Annotated in this window: 26 protein-coding genes and 2 tRNA genes; 14 read left to right on the top strand and 14 right to left on the bottom strand. The window is 58.0% G+C overall.

Annotation, left to right across the window (positions count from 1 at the left end):
- Positions 1-73 precede the first annotated feature (73 nt).
- Positions 74-829, top strand: a complete 756-nt coding sequence (locus tag ACLM45_RS13485) for a tetratricopeptide repeat protein (protein WP_415409768.1) — start codon at positions 74-76, stop codon at positions 827-829.
- Here the strand turns inward: ACLM45_RS13485 and ACLM45_RS13480 are convergent.
- Positions 783-1100 (bottom strand): hypothetical protein, encoded by a 318-nt coding sequence (locus ACLM45_RS13480; protein WP_415409767.1) that lies wholly within the window; start codon positions 1098-1100, stop codon positions 783-785. The genes ACLM45_RS13485 and ACLM45_RS13480 overlap by 47 nt on opposite strands.
- 59 nt (positions 1101-1159) lie before the next feature.
- Here ACLM45_RS13480 and xth point away from each other — a divergent pair, with 59 nt between their 5' ends.
- Complete coding sequence (gene xth / locus ACLM45_RS13475; protein ID WP_415409765.1) at positions 1160-1990, top strand: exodeoxyribonuclease III; 831 nt, start codon at positions 1160-1162, stop codon at positions 1988-1990.
- Here xth and ACLM45_RS13470 read toward each other — a convergent pair.
- Entirely contained in the window at positions 1987-3498 is a 1512-nt protein-coding gene (locus ACLM45_RS13470) for an FAD-linked oxidase C-terminal domain-containing protein (RefSeq protein WP_415409763.1), read from the bottom strand. The genes xth and ACLM45_RS13470 overlap by 4 nt on opposite strands.
- A 96-nt stretch (positions 3499-3594) precedes the next feature.
- Here ACLM45_RS13470 and hemL point away from each other — a divergent pair, with 96 nt between their 5' ends.
- Positions 3595-4896, top strand: coding sequence for a glutamate-1-semialdehyde 2,1-aminomutase (gene hemL, locus ACLM45_RS13465; RefSeq protein WP_038004744.1), 1302 nt, complete (start codon positions 3595-3597; stop codon positions 4894-4896).
- Positions 4897-4901: 5 nt separating this feature from the next.
- A complete protein-coding gene (locus ACLM45_RS13460) occupies positions 4902-6149 on the top strand; it encodes a carbohydrate porin (protein WP_415409762.1) in 1248 nt (415 codons plus the stop codon).
- Between the two features lies 1 nt (position 6150).
- Here the strand turns inward: ACLM45_RS13460 and ACLM45_RS13455 are convergent, their stop codons facing one another.
- On the bottom strand, positions 6151-6645 hold the full coding sequence (locus ACLM45_RS13455) for a YajQ family cyclic di-GMP-binding protein (RefSeq protein WP_006043551.1): 495 nt from the start codon (positions 6643-6645) through the stop codon (positions 6151-6153).
- 313 nt (positions 6646-6958) lie between these two features.
- On the opposite strand from ACLM45_RS13455, the gene ACLM45_RS13450 reads away from it, so the two are divergent.
- Positions 6959-7414: an MAPEG family protein gene (locus ACLM45_RS13450; protein WP_415409760.1), complete on the top strand. Its 456-nt coding sequence runs from the start codon at positions 6959-6961 to the stop codon at positions 7412-7414.
- On the opposite strand, the gene ACLM45_RS13445 is transcribed toward ACLM45_RS13450, so the two are convergent.
- Positions 7411-8325, bottom strand: coding sequence for an SPFH domain-containing protein (locus ACLM45_RS13445; protein WP_006043549.1), 915 nt, complete (start codon positions 8323-8325; stop codon positions 7411-7413). The two genes, ACLM45_RS13450 and ACLM45_RS13445, sit on opposite strands and share 4 nt — an antisense overlap.
- 56 nt (positions 8326-8381) lie before the next feature.
- On the opposite strand from ACLM45_RS13445, the gene ACLM45_RS13440 reads away from it, so the two are divergent.
- Positions 8382-8825, top strand: coding sequence for an NfeD family protein (locus ACLM45_RS13440; RefSeq protein ID WP_415409758.1), 444 nt, complete (start codon positions 8382-8384; stop codon positions 8823-8825).
- Positions 8826-8828: 3 nt separating this feature from the next.
- On the opposite strand, the gene ACLM45_RS13435 is transcribed toward ACLM45_RS13440, so the two are convergent.
- The 3 genes from ACLM45_RS13435 to ebsA are packed head-to-tail and all read right to left on the bottom strand — an operon-like array spanning position 8829 to position 10875.
- Positions 8829-9341 (bottom strand): DNA recombination-mediator protein A, encoded by a 513-nt coding sequence (locus ACLM45_RS13435; RefSeq protein WP_415409756.1) that lies wholly within the window; start codon positions 9339-9341, stop codon positions 8829-8831.
- A 36-nt stretch (positions 9342-9377) separates the two neighbouring features.
- The gene (locus ACLM45_RS13430; protein WP_006043546.1) at positions 9378-10466 is read right to left on the bottom strand and encodes a phosphotransacetylase family protein; all 1089 of its coding nucleotides are present in this window, start codon (positions 10464-10466) and stop codon (positions 9378-9380) included.
- Between the two features lie 28 nt (positions 10467-10494).
- Complete coding sequence (ebsA, locus tag ACLM45_RS13425; protein ID WP_415409754.1) at positions 10495-10875, bottom strand: type IV pilus biogenesis protein EbsA; 381 nt, start codon at positions 10873-10875, stop codon at positions 10495-10497.
- 20 nt (positions 10876-10895) lie between these two features.
- Here ebsA and ACLM45_RS13420 point away from each other — a divergent pair, with 20 nt between their 5' ends.
- Positions 10896-11678, top strand: a complete 783-nt coding sequence (locus ACLM45_RS13420; protein ID WP_415409752.1) for an SDR family oxidoreductase — start codon at positions 10896-10898, stop codon at positions 11676-11678.
- Here ACLM45_RS13420 and map read toward each other — a convergent pair.
- Positions 11659-12498, bottom strand: a complete 840-nt coding sequence (gene map / locus ACLM45_RS13415) for a type I methionyl aminopeptidase (protein ID WP_415409751.1) — start codon at positions 12496-12498, stop codon at positions 11659-11661. The two genes, ACLM45_RS13420 and map, sit on opposite strands and share 20 nt — an antisense overlap.
- A 70-nt stretch (positions 12499-12568) precedes the next feature.
- On the opposite strand from map, the gene ACLM45_RS13410 reads away from it, so the two are divergent.
- The 6 genes from ACLM45_RS13410 (at position 12569) to gltX (ending at position 15487) form a co-directional block, all read left to right on the top strand.
- Positions 12569-12883 (top strand): PepSY domain-containing protein, encoded by a 315-nt coding sequence (locus ACLM45_RS13410; RefSeq protein ID WP_415411438.1) that lies wholly within the window; start codon positions 12569-12571, stop codon positions 12881-12883.
- Between the two features lie 32 nt (positions 12884-12915).
- Complete coding sequence (rplS, locus tag ACLM45_RS13405) at positions 12916-13410, top strand: 50S ribosomal protein L19 (protein ID WP_006043541.1); 495 nt, start codon at positions 12916-12918, stop codon at positions 13408-13410.
- 63 nt (positions 13411-13473) lie between these two features.
- A tRNA-Trp gene (locus tag ACLM45_RS13400) sits at positions 13474-13546 on the top strand.
- Positions 13547-13582: 36 nt separating this feature from the next.
- The gene (locus ACLM45_RS13395) at positions 13583-13771 is read left to right on the top strand and encodes a hyperconserved protein Hcp (protein ID WP_006043540.1); all 189 of its coding nucleotides are present in this window, start codon (positions 13583-13585) and stop codon (positions 13769-13771) included.
- A gap of 190 nt (positions 13772-13961) precedes the next feature.
- Positions 13962-14035 (top strand) — tRNA-Asp (locus ACLM45_RS13390).
- A 21-nt stretch (positions 14036-14056) separates the two neighbouring features.
- Entirely contained in the window at positions 14057-15487 is a 1431-nt protein-coding gene (gltX, locus tag ACLM45_RS13385; RefSeq protein ID WP_415409750.1) for a glutamate--tRNA ligase, read from the top strand.
- Here the strand turns inward: gltX and ACLM45_RS13380 are convergent.
- From ACLM45_RS13380 to wecB, 4 genes are read right to left on the bottom strand one after another with little or no spacing between them, the layout of a single operon-like run.
- Positions 15470-16720, bottom strand: a complete 1251-nt coding sequence (locus tag ACLM45_RS13380) for a cation:proton antiporter (RefSeq protein ID WP_006043538.1) — start codon at positions 16718-16720, stop codon at positions 15470-15472. The genes gltX and ACLM45_RS13380 overlap by 18 nt on opposite strands.
- Entirely contained in the window at positions 16710-16955 is a 246-nt protein-coding gene (locus ACLM45_RS13375) for a hypothetical protein (RefSeq protein WP_006043537.1), read from the bottom strand. The genes ACLM45_RS13380 and ACLM45_RS13375 overlap by 11 nt, the downstream gene beginning before the upstream one ends.
- Positions 16955-17428 (bottom strand): DUF1643 domain-containing protein, encoded by a 474-nt coding sequence (locus ACLM45_RS13370; RefSeq protein WP_415409748.1) that lies wholly within the window; start codon positions 17426-17428, stop codon positions 16955-16957. Before ACLM45_RS13370 ends, ACLM45_RS13375 begins: the two co-directional genes overlap by 1 nt.
- A 52-nt stretch (positions 17429-17480) precedes the next feature.
- Positions 17481-18593, bottom strand: coding sequence for a non-hydrolyzing UDP-N-acetylglucosamine 2-epimerase (gene wecB, locus ACLM45_RS13365; RefSeq protein WP_415409746.1), 1113 nt, complete (start codon positions 18591-18593; stop codon positions 17481-17483).
- 113 nt (positions 18594-18706) lie between these two features.
- On the opposite strand from wecB, the gene ACLM45_RS13360 reads away from it, so the two are divergent.
- Positions 18707-19888 carry a type IV pilus twitching motility protein PilT gene (locus tag ACLM45_RS13360; RefSeq protein ID WP_415409745.1) on the top strand — a complete coding sequence of 394 codons (1182 nt, stop codon included), beginning with the start codon at positions 18707-18709 and terminating at the stop codon, positions 19886-19888.
- A 20-nt stretch (positions 19889-19908) separates the two neighbouring features.
- On the opposite strand, the gene ACLM45_RS13355 is transcribed toward ACLM45_RS13360, so the two are convergent.
- Positions 19909-20103, bottom strand: coding sequence for a chlorophyll a/b-binding protein (locus ACLM45_RS13355; RefSeq protein WP_006043532.1), 195 nt, complete (start codon positions 20101-20103; stop codon positions 19909-19911).
- Positions 20104-20142: 39 nt separating this feature from the next.
- Positions 20143-21213, bottom strand: a complete 1071-nt coding sequence (gene tsaD / locus ACLM45_RS13350) for a tRNA (adenosine(37)-N6)-threonylcarbamoyltransferase complex transferase subunit TsaD (RefSeq protein ID WP_415409744.1) — start codon at positions 21211-21213, stop codon at positions 20143-20145.

The raw sequence follows: 21213 nt of genomic DNA, 5'->3' as shown, positions 1-21213 counted from the left end.
TAAGGGCATTCACTAGCCCCTGGGGACTCTAGCCAGCGCGAGGGATTCCCCTCAGACTGTTGCTTGATCTCGCATGTCCTTGGCACGGTTCCGCCGCCAACTCATCCGGCCCTCCCATCTGCTGATGATTGGGATCGGCCTAAGCCTGTTACTTGGATGGGTCGTAGTCGACGAAGAGTTTCAGCCGAGACGGAGTCTCCGTCATGATGAGCCAAAGGCCACCTCATCTCCCTCCAGCCTGACTCTGATCCAGGAGCAGGTGGCGTTCAATCCGCGTGACTGGCGATGGTCGGTACTGCTGGCAAGAGCCCAGCTCAGCCAGGGGGATCGTCAAGCTGCGGCAATCACTCTGAAACGCCTCCAGACGCTTCATCCCAACCGTCTGGAAGTGATCTCACTCAACAGCCTTCTGTCCCTTGAGACGGGTTCCGTTCAACCGGCTCTCGATCAGGTGAGCCAACTCTTCCAACAGTCCGCTCCGAAACAGCGTCTGGAATTGGGCTTGCTCCTTGCAGATCTTCAGCGGCAAGACGGGGACGTCAAAGCAGCCACTTCAACCTATGAACGGTTGATCAAAGACGACCCAAGCCGAGTTGAGCCACTTCTGGCCTTGGCCTTATTGAATCGAGATCAAGGAAAGGGCGATCAGGCTTTAGCCCTGTTAAACCAAGCTGAACGATTGGGAGACGGTGAACGTCTTAATGCGAACAATCTCTCGTCCATCACACTGAACTGGGCACTTGAGGCGGCGCGCAACAACGCGAGCACCCCAAGTCCGATGATCAGGGAAGAGTCCCAGCAGCGGGATCTGGCTGCTCGAGAGCCCTGAGTGCAGCATCGATCGCATCAGAAGGATCGGTGGCGTCGTTGAGGGATGTGGCCTGACGCAGACGCTGCATAAGCTCCATCGGATTGGTGGCATCCAGCACCGATCCTTTATCGCTATCCCCCTGAATCGTATTGAAAATATCTCGGTCGCTGTTCCTTTCAAAACCAGAGCTGGACTCTGAGAGGGAGGTCTGAGCGACTCCAGGCTGGGGAGCTGCCAGCAGCGCGGACCATGCCACCGCCAGTGCTCCGAACTTCAACAGAGAGGGCATGGATCGACTCCGCTAAGGACGCCGATGCTAAGGGTCATTGGCCATCGTTAACAGATTCTGTGCAGATCGCCAGCTGGAACGTCAACTCAGTGCGGACCCGTCTGGGACATGTTCTCAGCTGGTTGGATCGGCACACCATCGATGTGCTCGCGCTTCAGGAAACCAAGGTCGACAATCCTCTTTTTCCCTTGGAACCATTCCGGGAGAGGGGATACGACGTCAGCATCCACGGTCAGAAGTCTTACAACGGCGTCGCTCTGATCAGTCGGCAGCCATTAGAGGATGTGCGCCTTGGCTTTACTGGGGAATTACCCGGTGACGCAGACGCTGAAGCGCTCGGTGCTCAAAAGCGCGTGATCAGTGCTCTGGTGGACGGCATCAGGGTAGTGAATCTCTACGTACCGAATGGTTCCAGCCTGGGTTCAGAGAAGTACAGCTACAAACTGAACTGGTTGGGCTGCCTGGAACGCTATCTGCGGTCAGCGGAAGCCAGGGATGAACCACTCTGCGTGGTGGGTGACTTCAACATCGGACCGGAAGCGAGAGATCTCCACGACCCGGATCGACTGACTGGAGGAATCATGGCCTCAGAAGCAGAGCGGGAGGCTCTCCATCAGGTGCTGGGTTCCAATCTGGGCGACGCCTTTCGCCTGTTTGAGCCAGGAAGTGGACACTGGAGTTGGTGGGACTACCGCAGTGGAGCTTGGAACCGCGACAGCGGTTGGCGGATCGATCACATCTATCTGAGCAGAGATCTGCAGGAACTGGCCAGAAGCTGCAGCATCGACAAACAGGAACGGGGCAGAGAGCAACCGAGCGACCATGCCCCTGTGATGGTTGATCTGGCCTGGGATCTTGAAGAGGATGAAGAGGCGGAGGAAAGCTGTTAAAAAACAACGGCCTCGTTCGGTAACCGACGGCCGGAGCTCTGCAACGCAACGAAACGCCGCTGCGATTCACCACAGCTCTTCGGAGTCGGAAAGATTTTGCCTGGATTGGCCAGACCATCAGGATCAAAGGCCAAGCGCAGTCGTTTCATTGTTGCGAGATCATCCTCACTGAACATGCGATCAAGGAAACAACGCTTGTCGCTGCCCACGCCATGTTCCCCGCTGATGCTTCCCCCTGCCTCAAGACAAAGCTCCATGATGGCTGCACCCAGGGTCTTGACCTTCTCGTTCACACCCGGGTCCGAGGCCCGATAAAGGATGAGCGGGTGGAGGTTGCCATCACCGGCGTGAAACACATTGGCCACCACAAGGCCATGATCAGAGCTGAGGCGATCGATGGCAGCCAGAACGGATGGGAGGGCCGTTCGCGGAACGACGCCATCCTGCAGGTAGTAGCTGGGGCACTGACGCCCCAGAGCCGAGATCGCACTTTTTCGGCCCCTCCAGAGCCTCGCCCGTTCGGTCTCATCCCAAGCCTCCCGAACCCGTCCCGCTCCCGCTTCGCGGCAAAGGCATCTGGCCAGCTCCACAGCCTCCTTCACTTCAAGGGCCTGGCCATCCAGCTCAATCAAGAGAACAGCTCCAGCGTTCGGGGGGTATTCCTCCTCGGCGAAGGCAGCATTGACAGCTTCGATGCAGGTGTGGTCCATGATCTCCAGACCGGCAGGCAGCACTCCAGCTGATGTGATGCGTCTTACGGCCTCACCAGCTGCCTCCATGGAGGGGAAGTCAGCAAGGAGCACAGCAACCTCCTGAGGGGCTGGCAATAAACGCAACGTGATTTCCGTCGCGATGCCAAGCGTGCCTTCGCTGCCGATGAACGCTCCGCGCAGATCGATGGCGCAGGTCTCTGAGAGGTCCCGTCCCAGTTGCATCACCTGGCCATCAGGCAACACAACCTGCATCGACAACACGTGATTGCTCGTGACTCCATATTTGAGGCAGTGAACGCCACCAGAGTTCTCAGCAACATTCCCACCGATGCTGCAGACCACCTGGCTGGAAGGATCAGGCGCGTAATAGAAGCCATCGCCTGCGACGGCACGGGTCACCCAGCTGTTGATGACACCGGGTTCCACGGTGATGGTCTGATTGCTGAGATCCACGTCGAGGATCCTGCGCATTCGGCTGGTCACGATCAAGAGCGCGTCCTCCTCCACCAGAGCCCCCCCAGAGAGCCCAGTCCCGCTTCCCCTGGCGACAAAGGGGATGGAATACCGATGACAGGCGGCCACGATCGCCGCAACCTCTTCAGTGCTTCTGGGAAGAACGGCGAGAGGCGGCGCATGGCGATCCATGGTGAGCCCGTCGCAGTCGTAAACGAGAAGTTCCTCTCGGCGCGAAACCACAGCCTTAGGACTGAGAAAACGCTTCAGATCTCGCTCAAGTGCTGCCCAGTCGTGAACCACTCCCGGTTTGCGAGACGCCCTTAACCTAGTCAGCAACATAGTCAAACTCTGTCTTCCGACACAGTTCCGGCGATTCGGGCCATTCTTGGGGCAGGATGTGGCACGGTTTGCATCGGCCCATTGGCTTCCGCCCCCGTGACTGCACCCACTCTCAACACCACCCGCTCACAGGAGTTGTTCAGTGCCGCGCAGGCTCTGATGCCCGGTGGCGTGAGCTCTCCGGTGAGGGCATTCCGGTCCGTGGGGGGGCAACCCATCGTTTTCGATCGGGTTAAGGGTCCCTATGCATGGGATGTGGATGGGAATAAATACATCGATTACATCGGCAGCTGGGGGCCTGCCATCTGCGGCCATGCCCATCCTGAAGTGATCAGTGCCCTGCAGGAAGCCATCGAGAAGGGCACGAGCTTCGGAGCTCCCTGTGCACTCGAAAACACCCTGGCGGAGATGGTGATCGACGCTGTACCCAGCGTGGAGATGGTCCGCTTCGTGAACAGCGGCACAGAGGCCTGCATGGCAGTGCTGCGTCTTATGCGGGCCTTCACTGGTCGCGACAAGGTGATCAAGTTTGAGGGCTGTTACCACGGGCACGCGGACATGTTCCTCGTGAAGGCTGGCTCTGGAGTCGCCACCCTCGGACTCCCCGACTCCCCTGGCGTTCCCAGGAGCACCACAGCCAACACCCTGACCGCTCCTTACAACGACCTTGAAGCGGTCAAGCAGCTGTTCGCTGAAAATCCAGATGCCATTTCTGGAGTGATCCTTGAACCCATTGTGGGCAATGCCGGTTTCATCCAACCCGAACCAGGCTTTCTCGAGGGTCTGCGAGAGCTCACCAAGGAGCATGGAGCCTTGCTGGTCTTCGACGAGGTGATGACCGGATTCCGTATCAGTTACGGGGGAGCCCAGGCACATTTCGGTGTCACTCCGGACCTCACCACCATGGGCAAGGTGATCGGTGGCGGTCTGCCCGTGGGTGCCTACGGCGGACGCCGCGAGATCATGGAGATGGTGGCTCCCGCAGGTCCGATGTACCAAGCGGGCACCTTGAGCGGCAATCCTCTGGCCATGACCGCTGGCATCAAGACGCTTGAACTGCTCCGTCAGCCAGGCACCTACGAAAAGCTGACCACGGCAACAGAACAACTCATCACTGGAATCAAGGAAGCTGCATCAGCCGCCGGCATGCCGATCACCGGGGGCAGCGTCAGCGCAATGTTCGGATTCTTCCTTTGTGAGGGTCCGGTGCGCAATTTCGAAGAAGCGAAAGCCACAGATGCTGAACGCTTCGGCAAACTGCATCGGGCGATGCTCCAACGGGGTGTCTACCTGGCACCTTCCGCTTTTGAAGCCGGATTCACATCCCTGGCGCATTCCGATGGTGATATCGAAGCAACACTGCAAGCGTTCCGCGAGTCATTCGCTGACATCGCCTAACACCAGTGCCTTCCGCAATCAGGTGCATCGGCGCTGCCACGTTGTTTGTGGTGCTGGGCGCACCTGTTAAAGCGGGTCCTTTTCAGACATTGCTCGGTCTCCCGAACTGGGTTGACTTCAGCATTCAGTTCACCGCTGAGCCGATAGGTGGCATCCAAGGAGGCCTCGACCCCTCGGCCAGCAGCTGGTTTCAAAACACGGTGGTGGGACTGAGCGTGGGCAGCGGCTTTCACAAGCCAGAAACAACCTGGAAGGAACTGGATCACTGGCAGGTGAATCTCGAACTCACCAATCAAGCCGGGAACCCCAACCTCAACACGGAGCTCGGCTCAGAATTCACGCTTCAAACCTTGGTGAACCCGGTTGGCACCTGGATTACGGCCGCCAGTGTGGAACGCAATCGCGGCCAAAGTTGGTGGAGCGCATCAGCCGGCTTGCTGTCGATGGATCCAGATTTTCTGGTCACGCCGGCGATGAATGCATACATCAATTCAACCCTCAACAACACACTCAACCTTCTGGTGGTTGGCCTGCCCATCAATCCATTGGTTACCCCTGGGGTGAAAGTGGCGGCTCACTCGGAGAGCATGGGCTCCGTCACCTATGGATATTTCTATCTCGATCCAGAAACATCGATCGCCTCCAGCCTGGGAGTCAACCCTGAGCAGCCACAGGTGAGGGGGAGCGTCCAGGCCCTGCAGTGGAGCACCAATCCACTGAAAACACGCCAGGATCTTCTTGAACCGATTCCTCTAGGCAACAGCCGCATCACCGTTGAGCGAACCTTGCCTGCCCCGGAAGCACAACTCGGGGGCTACGTCGCCTCCACTCAGCTCCCAACAAATCGAACGGGAGATGTGGGTTCAGGCCGGAATCGTGGGATTTACGGCTCGCTCACCTGGCCATTGCAACTTCCCCTAGGAATGGACAACCGACTTTGGGCCGCAGGACGCATCAGTCTCGACCCAGGGAATAATCCCTTCCCCTTCTACCTTGGAGGCGGATGGCTGTCCCAGGGAATTCTGAGCAATCGTCCGCGTGATGTTCTGGCACTTGGTGTGAGCCGAACCAGCTTCAGCCCAAACCTTTCTCCCGGAACTACGTATGAAGGTGTGATTGAGCTCAATTATTCAATTTATTTATCCGAAACAGTTCAGCTACAACCAGTCTTGCAGTGGGTGATCAACCCAGGTGGTGAAGGCAAAGTTCAAGGGATCTGGGCCGGTGGAGTTCAGCTCAATCTGAATCTATAAATCAGCGATAGTTCTCAAACTGAAGAGGAACATCAAGCTCATCCTCCTTAGACCGCAACAACTGAATCACCTGTTGCAAGTCGTCTTTACTTTTGCCTGTAACACGAAGACTTTCACCCTGGATAGCCACCGTGACTTTTTTAAGCTCATCACGCACGATCTTGCTCATTTTCTTTGCCAGCTCCTGACTGAGTCCTTTCTTGAGTTGAATGACCTGCTTAACGCGGTTACCTCCAACCGCCTCAGGAGCTTGAAAATCAAAGATTTTCAAAGACAGATTGCGTTTGGTCGCCTTGGCACGGAGAACATCCTCAACAGCCTGCAAGGTCATATCACTAGCGGTTGTAATCACGACTGCTGCATCCTCAAGCTCAATATCTGTCTTGGAGTCCTTAAGGTCGTAACGTTGCCCAACATCACGGCGAACCTGATCAAGGGTATTAACCAGCTCCTGTCGATCGAAATCAGAAACCACATCAAAGGAATACGTTGCCATCGATCAGATTCTTTCTTTGCGTATTCTAGCGCCGGGGCAGCAACATTCCTCTGGATTTTTTATTCGGTATGGTTCGAAGTATTGATTGATCATGGCTTGTGTCCCATTCAGGCCTTGAGATCCTCGACAGAGATAGACACGGATCTGTGAGCCGTCGGGCTCCAATTCGTTCGAACAGGGGGGTGCGCAGAAGCAGTGTTTTTGAAATCAAGCAAGAACGGCTAAGTGCTCATCCACGAAGAATCAGCCAGAGCGAACGGAGCGCATTGCAATCCAGTCGATTCCTATCGTCTAAGTGATTGCACTCTTGGCCGTGAATCTGATCGACCTCCTGACTCAAGCTTCTGTGGCCCCCTACGCCTGGTCACTAGTGCTGTCTGGTGGCGTGGTGATCGTCAGCATCGTGCCCCTTGGCGCGGCCCGATCCCAGGCCGACTACACCCTGAGCGACATGAAGGCGCCACGAGCCATGTTCGAGCGTCTTCCCGCGTGGGGGCAGAGAGCCAGCTGGGCCCATCAGAACAGTTTTGAATCCTTCACCTTGCATGCACCCGCAGCACTCCTGGCGCTGTTGGCAGTCATGCAAACGGGTCCCCTGGGTGGACTTGCTATTCCAGCCGCACTGCTCCACCCCCTGCTCAGGCTCGTGTATTTACCGGCCTATGTCGCCAACGTTCCACCGGTGAGGAGTCTTTGTTGGGCTGGAGCCTTGTTGTGCACGGGCATTCTGTACCTGGAGGGGCTGCGGGCGCTGATTGCAACGGCTTAGCGATCTCCCTGCTGAAACTGTTTCAGGGCTGCCAACAGCGATGCCGGGGACTGGGGATCCACCATCAACACACTTCCCGCTGGCGAATCCGCCATGCGCTGCCCCATCGCCATCCAATTTTCGGCAAGCATCAAACGGATCGCTTCCTCTGTTTGCGGACTCTCAGCGAGTGCTTTGGCCACAACAAGAGCTGCTTGTGATTTCGCTTCAGCAAGAACGCTCTGCTGATTGGCCTGGGCTTCCGCCTCCAGCAAAAGCGCTTCCTTCTGCGCTCGGGCATCAAGGACAAGCGCCTCAGCGCGGCCCCGTGCTTCGTTGAGCTGAGCTTCCTTCTCTCCCTCGGAACGCAGAATCGCTGCCCGTTTTTCCCGTTCAGCCGTCATCTGAGCCTCCATTGCCTGCTTTACACCAGGGGAGGGATTGATATCCCGCATTTCCACACGGGTGACCTTCACACCCCAGGGATCCGTAGCCTCATCGAGTTCCCTGAGGAGTAATTCATTCACTTCACTGCGTGTGGTGAATGTCTGATCGAGGTCAAGCTTGCCCATTTCAGCGCGGATCTGGGTCAGCACCAGATTCACCATCGCCGCCTGGAGATTGTCAACGGCGTAATAGGCCTGAGAATGTTCAAGAAGTTGCCAATACACCACCGCATCGACCTCGATTGACACGTTGTCTCGAGTGATGCAGAGCTGGGGAGGAATATCCAGCACACGCTCCTTGAGTGATTCATGGCTGACAACCTTTTCCACCACGGGAATCACAATGGAGAGGCCCGGTTGAAGCTCGCGATCGAATTTGCCAAGGCGTTCAACAAGTCTGGATCGACCTCCACTGGTGACCTTGACGCTGCCGGTTCCTAAAATTGCCAGAAGAACCAGGGCAGGCAGACCGAAAAGCGCTTCCATAAAAATGCGTTTCTATCAAAAATAACCGCCAAAGTGAAGAAAGTCTGTCGCGTTCCATGCTTCCCTTTGGAGTCCCCCTGGCTTGGCTCCTGCTGGCAGGACTTTTGCTGGCGATCGAGTTATCACAGCCCAGCTTCGATGGTCTGATGGTTGCCGTACTGGGAGGACTGATCCTTTCGGTGCTCACGGCTCTGGCCCCTGTGCCGATCTGGCTCCAGTTCAGCCTCTTTCTTTTGATCACCGTAACGGGGACCGTCTGGCTCAGCCGCTGGTCCTCCGGACGCACGCCGTCTCCAAGCCGCCAAAGGCTGAACGGAGACATGGCTGAAGTCCTTGGTTCTATCAGCCCAGGTGGGGAAGGCCGAGTGCGTTGGCATGGCCAGAGTTGGGCAGCCAGTTCCCTTGATCTGGAGCGGCCTCTGGCTCCAGGAGATCAGGTTCTAGTGATGGGGCGTGAAGGAACCCATCTTCAGGTTCTTCCGATCACAGCCCTGCGCTGATCATCAGTCGAAATAAAGAAGACTCACCACTTTCCCCATATCTTCAGCATTGCGGCAACTCGCAAGAAGCGTTTCGCTGTCATGAAACGCCAGGCATATCAACTGATCACAGCGCGTGATGATGTCCTGATTGCAGAGACTGCTGGCCATCGGCAAAGGCAGATCGTCGTGCTCTGGCTTTTCAATCAGATGCAGTACTTGATCCAACTGATTCTGAATCTCTGGCACCTGGCGGCTCAAACTCTGAGGAAGAAGAACCGTGAGCTTTGAAGCGTCAACAGCAAGAACTCCTCTGATGACAGCAGCATTCACGCCCTGAGCTCCAGAGGTCAAGATGGAGTGACCCTCCTGTGCAAGGGAGCGTGCGATGAGTTCAATGAGATGGATTGCCACCACTGGAACATGGCGGCTGCCAAGAATCGCAATGCGCCGTTGCCCCTTGTCCTGCAGCAAGGCCAATTCCTGTGCAAGGGTGTCGACCTTGTCCAGTGCAGGAAGATCAAGGGATCGGCTCAATGGCAACGCGCATGCGTGTTCAAAAACTAGCAGTGATTACGCGAGCCCTACCGCCTTGGTGAGATCGCTCAACCGGCAATGTTCCTCCACCAGGCGAAAGGCATACGTGGCTTTGACCGCCTCATGTAGCCGAACGTGACCGAAAGCCTGCTCAATCACTTCAACAGTGGCCAGAGTGTCGTGTTCCACCTTGAGCAAAGGAACCTCGAGTTCATCAGCCCGATTAATCAGCTGCGGCAGAGGTTCGCCGGCTCCCGTGAGGATGAGGCACTGGGTGGAAGCTTCCAGGGCAGCCAGCTGAATGTCGGTGCGGTCAGCACCTGTAACAACAGCCATATTGCGGCGACGCCTGAAGAACTCCATGGCTGAGTTCACATTCATGGCGCCGATGCTGAGGGTTTCGACCAGCAACTCAAGCTTTTCGGGGCAGCAGATCACCCGCGCATCCAATCGACGGACCAGCTCTCCCACCGTGACGCTGCGTAACAGAGGAGAACGGGGCATGACCCCGAACACAGTGAGTCCCAGCCCCTGAAGAGCTGGCACCACCTCGCGCTCAAGTCCCTCCACTTCGTCGGGGGTGACAGCGTTCAGAACCACCCCACGCAGGCGATCCCCCAATTGCGTTTTGGCGGCAAGGAGAGCATCCACACTGCAGCTGTCTTGCCAAAGATGCACCAGCACCACAGGAGCATCGAGTTCATTGGCCAGCTGTACGAGGCTCAAGCCATACAAAAGTCCTTCGTGCAGGTTGCCTGCAGCCTCAAGGAGGGTCACCCCACCGTCAAAACCAAGGAGTTGCTTGCGGAGATGATCCAAGCCATCACCAGCGGTCAACATGCCTTGCGCCAAACGGTTCTCTGCTGTGAACGGCGACAGAAGATGCAGCGAAGGAATTAGCTCCTGATCTTCAAGACCAAGGGTCTCGCCCACGAAACGCACATCGTCGTCAATCAGAGGATCAGGCAAGTCACCCTGTTCAGGCACCCAATCGAAACTGGTGGCCAGGGGTTTCCCAAACCGAACGCGCTCTCCGGCAGAGAGCAGGTGGCGTGCCAGGCCCAACACAAGGGCTGATTTGCCACTGAAGGGTTCACAGGATCCGATCAGCAGCGTGGAGCCCATACGGGAAATTAGTGGTTCTTGTTGCAATTTAAAGGGGTCTCTCGTCCGCGAGCCTCTTGATAAGGAGCCATTGCCAAAAGCTGTCAGGAAGATCAGTTCCTCGACCCTGCAGCGGTCCTTCCATTAACCAGTTCAACAGATGATGGGCTGGACACTCGAATCGATAGTCAACCTCGGGATGGTTCTCAAACTGAAGAACGCAGCGAGTGAGCTCCAGCGGAGCCTGCACTGGATCCCAGCGAAGAGAAAACCGATGCGCGGGGGCACCAACCAGCGTCCGTTCACCGACATGCTCCCCTGACGGCAGCAGGACCAGCGCCTCCCGGAGCGATGACTCCATCTCCAGCCCCCCGCAGTAGGGAGCAAAGAGCGCCAACTGAGCCTCCCAGGACAGGCCAGACAAGGTCATACCGTCGGTGTGCCTCAAGCATGCCCCAGTTCATCGCGATGGCACAGACCAACAACACCTCTCCTCAGATCGGTGTGGGTCCCAAGGGGTGGCAAGGGAAACGGGTGGGAATCACCGGCGCGAACGGTGAACTGGGGCGCGCCCTCACAGAGCAATTGAGGGCACGCGGTGCATGGGTGGTTGGCATCAGTCACCGCACCAGAGTCGAGACACATTCGCCACTGCAGGCTGCACAAGATTGGGTGTGCTGGTGCAGTGGTGAGGAAGCGGCTCTCGATCCGACCCTGCGAGATCTGGATGTGCTGGTGCTCAACCATGGCATCAACCCTGGTGGGGATCAGGCTCCTGAAATCTTGACCAAGGCGCTGGAGATCAATGCCCTCAGCCATTGGCGCCTGATCCAGCGTTTCGAGCAGATTTGTGTCGAAGACTCCCAACGGCCAAGGGAACTGTGGGTCAACACCTCAGAAGCTGAAATCCAACCAGCTCTCAGTCCCGGCTATGAATTGAGCAAAAGGCTGATCGGACAGTTGGTCAGCCTGCGCTGGAGTGTCCCCGAACGCCGTCAATCGGGCCTCCCTCTCCTCCGGAAGTTGGTGCTTGGGCCTTTTCGCTCGAACCTCAATCCAATCGGTGTGTTGTCAGCTGCCTTCGTGGCTAAACAGGTTCTTGTTCAAGTGCAACTAGGGCTTCCACTCATCGTGGTCTCACCGAATCCGTTCACCTATGTGGTGATGCCCTTAACAGAGCTTGGCCGCTGGCTTTACAACAGAACCTTGAGGATCAATCACCCCGATCCGTAAGAATTTCACAACCGTCTGAAGTCACCACGATGGTGTGTTCCCATTGGGCCGACATTCGTCCATCACGGGTCACCACGGTCCAGCGATCCTTGAGGGTGCGGCAATCCTTACTACCGGCATTGAGGATCGGTTCAACGGCAAGCGTCATTCCTGGCCTGAGCTTCACATTGGGCAGGGCGTCGGTTCGGAAATTGAAAACGGACGGCTCCTCATGAAGATTGCGACCAACGCCATGCCCCGTGTAGTCCTCCACAACACTGAAGCCACCTTCACGAACACGGTCTTCGACCGCTCCGGCAATATCGAGAAGGGTGTTGCCGGCACGGATCTGCGCGAGTCCAGCCAGAAGTGATTCTTGGGCGACACGGCTCAGGGTGGCTGCTTCGTCGCTGACATCACCCACACAGATGGTGACGCAGCTGTCTCCGTGGTAACCCTCAAAAAAAGCCCCTGTATCCACTTTCAGGAGATCTCCGGCCTTGATCACCCGCTTACTGCTGGGAATGCCGTGAACGACTTCGTTGTTGATGCTGGCGCAAATGCTGGCGGGAAAGCCGTGATACCCCTTGAAGCTTGGGGTGGCGCCCATCTCGCGAATTCTCCGTTCGGCATGGGCATCGAGATCGCCAGTGGTCTGGCCTGGTTCCACCAGGTCCATGATTTCCCTGAGCACAGTGGCCACGATTCGGCTGGCTTTCGCCATGATCTTGAGTTCGCGTGCCGATTTGATCTCCACCCCTCGGCGCTGCTGAATGCGTGGGCCTGTCGCTGTGACGGAGCCGCTCTGGGCTGAGGCCAGAAGATCTGCGAACAAGTTCATCGGTCGTTCCTTCGGGCCATTCCCGACGTCTTGATGTCACGCTATCAATCGTGCTCAGGGAATGACGGTGATGCGTTGGATGGCGCAGATCAGGCGCTGGCATCGATGGATTGCTCCGTTCGTTTTGCTGCCGCTGCTCACCTCTGTCATCACTGGACTGACCTATCGATTAGCGCGGGATTGGGGTGGATTGAGTCGAGATCAGGCGCATTGGCTGATGAGCCTGCACGAAGGTGAATGGCTTGGACCAGAACTCGAACCTGTCGTGGTTCTTCTCAACGCCTTGGGGGTGATTTGGATGTTGTTCACCGGAGGGGGCATGCTCCTGCAAAGCTGGGTTTCTGCATTTAGGAGATGGTCTAAAGGGGGAGAGACGGCAAGGTAAGCTGGTTGTTTGGCGTGATTACCCGGAGCTGGATGGCAGCGGATCCCAACGACACTTCTGCAAAGGAGAGCGCAACAGCGACGACGGATGGCGCTGTCGAGAACAACGGTGCTGATACTGCAGTTGCAGAGTCGACAAAAGAGTCATCACCCACGGTGAGCACTGTTCGCCTTAAGCCAGCGGAGCTGATCCGGGAATTCGAAACAGCTCAGCTGAAAACCGATCTCCCTGAGATCTACGTTGGCGACACCGTTCGTGTCGGTGTGCGGATCAGCGAGGGCAATAAGGAACGTGTTCAGCCTTACGAGGGCGTGGTGATTGCCAAGCGCCATGGCGGCTTGAATCAAACCATCACTGTGCGCCGGATTTTCCAGGGTATTGGCGTCGAAAGAGTCTTCATGCTGCATAGTCCGCAGGTTGCCTCCATCAAGGTTGAACGTCGCGGTAAAGTAAGAAGGGCGAAGCTTTTCTATCTGCGGGAACGGGTGGGCAAGGCCACCCGCGTGAAGCAGCGCTTCGATCGCTGAGGTTTCGACCTCGTTCAATCCAAATGCCATCGCTACGGCGATGGTCGAGGGGGTCATCGCCTTGCGCCGTTAGTTCAGTTGGTAGAACGCAGGTCTCCAAAACCTGATGTCGGGGGTTCGAGTCCTCCACGGCGCGTCCGATGGCCCCTACTGCAGTTTCCTGAGTTCGAGCATGGAGTTGGATCTTCAACCTGGTGATGTGGTCAAGGTGCTCGAATCAGCCGCACTAGGCTGGGTTCGAGCACGTGTGATTCGTGTCAAATCTGGTGGTCGTGTCGTTGTTCAGAGCGATCAAGGTCGCGAATTTACAGCCCGCGGCAATCAAGTTCGGCTCATCGAGCCCGCAGGTTTCCGTCCCTAATTCAGCATTGTCTGAAGTTTCCTAAAAACCCCACCAATCGGTGGGGTTTTTTATCAGCGACTGCCACTCAGGCTCATCCGAACGTTTGCCGTTCAACTGTTGACGGAGGGCAGGGCTAAGGTTGATACTGATTTGGTCGCGCAGGCGACACAGGTCAGCCGATCGGATTGAGATATCCGTTGGTCAACTTGGGACCGTAGTTCAACCGGTTAGAGCACCGCCCTGTCACGGCGGAAGTTGCGGGTTCGAATCCCGTCGGTCCCGTTTTACGACTCGAGACTTCGCATGGTTCGCGTACGTCTGGCTCCCAGCCCTACGGGAACGCTTCACATCGGCACGGCCCGTACCGCAGTCTTTAACTGGTTATTCGCGCGGAACAAGAACGGCAGGTTTTTGCTTCGCATAGAAGACACCGACAAGGAACGATCCAAGCCGGAATTCACCCAGAACATCCTCGAGGGCCTCCAATGGCTAGGCATTGACTGGGACGGCGACCCGGTGATCCAAAGCGAGCAAGCCGAAAACCATCGCAACGCGATTCAAAGTCTTTTGGATCAAGGGTTGGCCTACCGCTGCTACGCCAGCGAAGAGGAACTGGAGGTCATGCGTGCCCAGCAGAAAGCGAGCAACCAGGCCCCCCGATACGACAATCGGCATCGCAATCTCACGCCGGAGCAGGAAGCAGCCTTCCAGGCCGAAGGGCGAGAAGCCGTGATCCGTTTCCGCATCGATGAACATCGCGACATTCGCTGGAATGATCTCGTGCGTGGTCCGATGCTTTGGCGTGGTGCCGACCTCGGTGGTGACATGGTGGTGGCCAGAAGGGCTCCTGCCGATCGGATCGGAGATCCGCTTTACAACCTGGTGGTCGTGGTTGACGACGCCTCGATGGCCATCAGTCATGTCATCCGAGGGGAAGATCACATTGCCAATACCGCCAAACAGCTGCTTCTCTACGAAGCGCTGTCCTTGCAGATCCCGGCATTCGCCCATGCACCCCTGATCCTCAATCCCGAGGGGCGCAAGCTGTCGAAACGCGATGGGGTCACCTCCATCAACGACTTCCGTGAGATGGGTTATACCCCGGAAGCACTTGCGAACTACATGACCCTGCTGGGCTGGTCGGTTCCTGAGGGCATGAATGAGATCTTCACGCTCGACGCAGCCGCCAAGGTCTTCGATTTCGATCGCGTCAACAAAGCCGGCGCCAAGTTCGACTGGGACAAATTGAACTGGCTGAATGCCCAGGTTCTCCACGGCTGGGAGCCGTCCAGGCTTTTAAACGCGCTCTCACCGCTCTGGGCCGATCAAGGCTGGACGATCCCCGATTCCAATGGATGGGCACTGTCCTTGGTGGAGCTGCTCGGGCCATCTCTGACACTCCTGAACGATGGTGTGGATCAGGCCAGACCCTTTTTCATGGAACCTGCTCTGGAGGAGGACGCCCTCAAACAGCTCGCCCAAGAGGGTGCAAAACCCTGTCTACAGGCCCTTCTAAGCACCCTGGATCAAGCACCCTGGCCTGGCGACTCCATTGACCAAGCCCAGGAGATCCTGAAAAGCGCTGCCACCACCGCAGGAGTGAAGAAAGGGGTCTTGATGAAAAGCCTCAGGGCAGCCCTACTGGGCCGACTGCAGGGACCAGACCTCCTCACCACCTGGTCTCTCCTAGCGAAGATCGGTCAGGATCTCCCTCGATTACGGCGCTGCCTCTGACGGTTCCACAGGCATTGCAGCGTCTTTGGACGCGTCGGGAGTCAGATCGATCAGACCGAGAACCCTGGCGAGGGGCTGGGCGGTGAGACCCTGAAGACCAACAGTCATCAGGATGGTGAGAAACACCAGGCCTTGCAGTCGTCCTGCTCCGAGCACACCGGCCTGCTCGAGCCTGATCGCGAACAAAGAAGCAACAGCTGCCGTCACGATTCCCCGCGGAGCAAGCCATCCCAGGAACAGACGTTGCCGCCAGTTCAGGGGGAGACCCACTGTGGCGACACTGACGGCTGCAGGACGAACCACAAGCATCAGCACGAGCACACAGCTGATACCGCCCCATCCGAGAGGACTGAGCTCTGCCCAAGACACATCGGCCGCCAGCAATGGAAAGAGCATGGTGATGGCAAGACGGGCCAATTCCCTGATCAACTCATCCAGTTGGACTGCCTGGGTGGACGGGCGACGCCCCACCACCACACCTGCGGCCACCGAAGCAGGAAGTCCTGACTCCGGAAGCAGCCATTCCGTGATCGAAAACATCAGAAACAGCACGCCCAGAGTGAGTTGAAGCCTCAGCCCCACGGAATGCTCAGAAGGCAATCGCCGCAGCACTTCCGAAAGCAACCAGCCCACGGCCAAACCAATCAGCACGCCACCCCCAAGCCTGGACATCAGCCCGATCGCCAGCTCACGCCAGCCGTGAAGATCCCCCAGCAGCAATTCCAGAAGCAACAGAGCCAGCACCGCCCCCACCGGTTCGAGCACAAGACCCTCAGCTTCCAGCACATCCCCCAGCGGCGAGGCCAGACGGATCTGCTGAACGATCGGAGTGACCACGGTCGGCCCCGTGCCCAACACAATCGCGCTGTAGACGGCAGCCACCGACCAGCCCAGTCCCGCCAGCCAGTGTGCAGCCAGCACCCCGGCCCCGAGAGACAGCAGCAGGCGGATCAGAGAAATCCGCAGCACCGTCGCCTTGATGGTGTCACCGGGAAGACGAAGATTGAGGCCACCGTCAAACAGCACCAGGCTGACCAGAAGACCCACCGTGGTTTCCAACCCCTGGCCGAGGTCCAGCGGCTCCACCAAGCCCAAACCGGAGCGACCAATCAGCAGTCCGGAGAGAAGCAGCAGAACAACGCCTGGAAGACCGGAGAGAGCGGACAGCAGCCTTGCTCCAGCACCGGCGAACACCGTGATGCCCCAGAGCAATCCCAGCCGCTCAGGCGTCATCGATGGAAGCGTATTGCGGTTCCACACGCAGTCCGATCACCGCATCCGGGCGGATCACCAGATATTCCCCCTCGAGCTCACCCAGAGGGACATTCACGAATGCCTGACCCTGGCCGCCGTTCACAAGGCCTTGGTACCACTCCTGAAAGGTCTCGAGCGTTGGGAAGTGCACCACCTCAGTCTGACCTCCCGACAGGTGGAGAGAAATGCGATAGCGGCGTGGTTGACGGGACATCAGCGAACCGTACAGGCCCAGGGAGTCGGAACTCGATCCCCTGGAACATAGAGGGGATGGCGCGGCTGTCCGCTGCGCGTGGTTCCCAGGATCAAAGGGCCAGCCCCAGCCCTACGACGCCGAAGGCAGAGCGCAAGCCAGGTCACCACCGTCTGATCTCGCTGCAACAGAGTCCCTCGGTTCCCCCAGCCCAGCCAGAGATCCCAGGACGGATGGTCAGCCCAATCCTCCATCCAGTGCTGAAGAACAGCATCGGTCTTATCACCGATCGGATCGCTGCAGTGCCGCAGCGCACCTGGTGATGGAGAGATCCGCGCGAACAAATTGATCACCACAAGCTGGTGATACCCCCACCGCGTACCAAACGCCGAGAGACGACGCAGCGTTGGATCATCGCGATGCTGACTGGCTCGAGAAGGGTTCAAACCCACAAAGATCAGCGTTCGCAGAACTTCAGCCTGCAGTGGCTCCACGAGAGCACGTTGCAGGAACCAGCGGTACTGGCCGCACCTGCTGAAGGATGCGTCAGGTGACCAGCAGATCAAGGGCGGCCTGGAGGATGCGCCCGCTGGCGAGACCATCCCCAAAGGGATTGACAGCACGGGCCATCTGGTCGTAAGCCGCTGGGTCATCAAGGAGACGGGCTGTTTCCTGAGCGATGGATGCGCTGTCCGTCCCTACCAGCTTCGCTGTTCCAGCATCCACAGCCTCCGGACGCTCGGTCGTGCGCCTGAGAACAAGAACAGGCTTACCGAGAGCAGGAGCCTCCTCTTGTAAGCCACCGGAATCGGTGAGCAGAAGAGTGCAACCTTTCATGGCCGCCACCAACCGGTCGTAGTCGAGAGGTTCGGTGAGCACCACACGTGGATGGTCACCGAGCAGGTCCTGAAGGGGCTCACGCACAGTGGGATTCCGGTGCAGCGGCAGCAGGAGTGTGGTGTCGGGATGGGACTCCAGCACCTCAAGCATTCCTTCAGCGATGCTGCGCAGGCGATCCCCCCAGTTCTCGCGGCGGTGCACCGTGGCAAGGATGACGCGCTGCTTCGCCCAGTCGATGGGCAGGTCAGTGAGCTCAGGGGCGCGCTCAGCCATGCGCAGCAGCGCATCGATCACCGTATTGCCGGTGACCATGGCTCGACCCACAACCCCGGAGGCCTCGAGATTGGCCTGGGAACGCTGCGTCGGAGCGAAATGCAGCTGAGCCACCTGGGAGATCAGCCTGCGATTGGCTTCTTCAGGGAACGGATCCAGGAGGTTGTCGGTGCGCAGACCTGCCTCCACATGACCTACAGGGATCTGCTCATAAAACGCAGCAAGAGCCGCCGCAAAGGCCGTGGTGGTGTCTCCCTGCACCAACACCAGTTGCGGAGGAAACGCTTGAAAATCGTCGCGAAGCCCCTGCAATGCCGCACAGGTGACGTGCGTCAGCGTCTGACGGGGAGCCATCAGGTCGAGATCCTGATCGGCGGTGAGCTGGAACAGATCCATCACCTGGGTCACCATCTCCCGGTGCTGACCGGTGAGTACAACGCGGGTTTCCAGTGCCGAGCAAGCTCGAAATTCCTGAATCACCGGAGCCAGTTTGATGGCTTCCGGCCGGGTGCCCAGCACGATGGTGACACGAGGCTTGGCCGCCATAGACGCAGGATCGATGGCGGGATCCTAAGCGTGATTCAGCGAGCTCCCAGCCGACCCTCACTTGCCACGGCAGCAGCAATGGCGAAGCTGAAGCAAGAACGTGGCAGAAGCCGATGAAGGAACCGATCTTTCCCCCGGGTTTTGCGTCCCAACCTGTTGCGGTACCCGCCCATAGCCACGCTTCCTCCACGCCAGCTGCGCTGACACCTTCACCAACCCCGGCACCCAAAGGATTACCAAGCCTTGAGGACATCGTGCGGATGGCCCATGACAAGGGGCACTCCGACGTGCACCTCGGCGTGGGGGAGGTCCCACGTTTCCGCGCCCGCGGAGAGATGCTGCAAACAGAGTGGCCGGTCACAGATCCGAGCACCTTTCATCGCTGGCTTAGGGAAATCCTCACGCCCCAGCAAGTTGATCTCTTTCAACAGACGAAGGAATTCGACGGCTCCCATGCGTTCCCATTTGTCAGGGTTCGGATCAACCTGCTGGATTCACTGCTGGGACCCGCCATGGTTCTGCGGTTGATTCCTCAAACCATCCTCACGCTGGAGGATCTGAAACTTCCCGAGGTGCTGCGGGATCTCTCGTCACGTCCGAAGGGACTGGTGTTAGTGACCGGTCCCACTGGATCAGGGAAAAGCACCACCCTTGCGGCGATGATTGATTGGATTAACCGCCATCAGACACGCCATATCCTCACGATTGAGGACCCTGTGGAGTTTGTTCATCAGAGTCAACGCTCCCTGATCAGGCACCGGGAAGTGGGACTACACACGTTGCAGTTCCACAACGCTCTGAGAGCGGCACTCAGAGAGGATCCAGACGTGATCCTGGTGGGTGAGATCCGAGACCGAGAAACCCTGAGCACGGCTCTGGAGGCATCCCAGACGGGCCACCTCGTGTTCGGAACCCTCCACACCAATTCGGCGGTGAAAACCGTTGAGCGCGTCCTTGGACTCTTCGCCCCTGAGGATCAAGACAGCATTCGTCGCTCGCTCTCTGAATCCCTACTGGGCGTGATTGCCCAGGGATTAATCCGAACCAACGATGGCAAACGAGCTGCGTATCACGACATCCTGATCAACACGGAGGCCTGCAAGGACTACATCCAGCGGGGCGCGCTCGATGAAGTGGAGGAGATCATGGAACGCAGCGGCTTCGATGGAATGGTGACCAGCAACCAATCACTCCTGGAACTCGTCAAAGCCGAACGGGTTGACCCTCAGGACGCAATTGCTGTCAGCCTCAAACCCAATGAACTGTCGCAAGCCATCCGTGGAAGGAGCACTTGAACTGCGAAGGCTGGATACCTTCAGCTGGCGGACATTCCCGTGCTGAAGAATCTCACCAGAATGAGCATCATCAAGCCGAGCGAGAGGCCAAGCATGGCCAGACGCCCATTCCAGATCTCAGCCTGAGGGGTAAACCCGCGACGCCATTCATTGAGCTCACCGGGATCAACAGGCTGTGATGGCTGCTGTTGCTGGGACTCAGATTCGACCATCATCACCAGAAAGCTCTTCGGCCAACATTATTCCCGAATTTCTTAAAACTGTGGATCTTGTGTGAAAAGATCTCCTCCGCGCTCCAAGGGCCATCGGGCCGAGACCCCAAGCCTGATGGAACTGGCCCCCCATCCTGATTGGAACCGACCGAGTGCAGCGGCACCAACCATTGCAGCGTTGTCGGTACAAAACTCGAGAGGCGCGAGATGAACGCAAACCCCGTGCTCGCGGCCACGCCGTTCCATTTGCTCACGCAATCTGACATTCGCAGCCACCCCGCCCACCATCACGAGTGTGGACAGGCCCCGATCAAGACAGCACCGCAGGCTGCGCTCCACCAGCACATCCACCACAATCTGCTCAAAGCTTGCAGCGAGATCCTCAAGGGGAAGCGCATCACTTTGGGCTCTCAGGCTCTCCACCTGCCGAAGCATGGCGGTCTTGAGACCGCTGAACGAGAAGTCATAGGGATAAAACCCACCCTCCGGACGGGACACGCGTCCCTTGGGGAGCGAAAACCGCTTGGGATCGCCCTCCCTGGCGGCCATCTGGATGGCAGGTCCACCTGGGTAGGCGAGCCCTAGCAAACGAGCCACTTTGTCGAAAGCTTCTCCAGCCGCATCGTCATGGCTGCGCCCAAGACGCTGCAGTCCGCCGTCGATCCCCACCAGAATCAGCTCGGTATGTCCTCCACTGACCAAGAGCACTAGGTAGGGAGGCTCGGGAGGCGATGAAGCCAGACGCACTGAGGCAAGGTGCGCTTCCAGGTGGTGCACGCCCATGAAGGGCTTGCCATGAAGGGCACCGAGGGTACGCCCTGTCACCGAACCCACCATCAAGGCCCCCACCAGCCCCGGTGTCACGGTTGCAGCAACGGCATCCATGTCAGCCACCACTTGACCTGCGTCGTCCAGCACCGCGCCGATGAGGTGCGGCAAAGCCTCCACGTGCCGTCTCGAGGCAATTTCTGGGACAACACCTCCCCACTGGGCATGCTCCTCGACCTGGGAGGCAATGCGGTGGGACAGAACCATCAGTCGATCGGCACGCTGCTCCACAACAGCAGCAGCCGACTCGTCACAACTTGTTTCGAGCGCAAGCACCTTGGGCAT

Source organism: Synechococcus sp. A10-1-5-9 (assembly GCF_047716785.1).
GTDB lineage: Bacteria > Cyanobacteriota > Cyanobacteriia > PCC-6307 > Cyanobiaceae > Synechococcus_C.
Note: the sequence above shows the minus strand (reverse complement) of the source record. Positions and strands in the feature narration are given on the sequence as shown.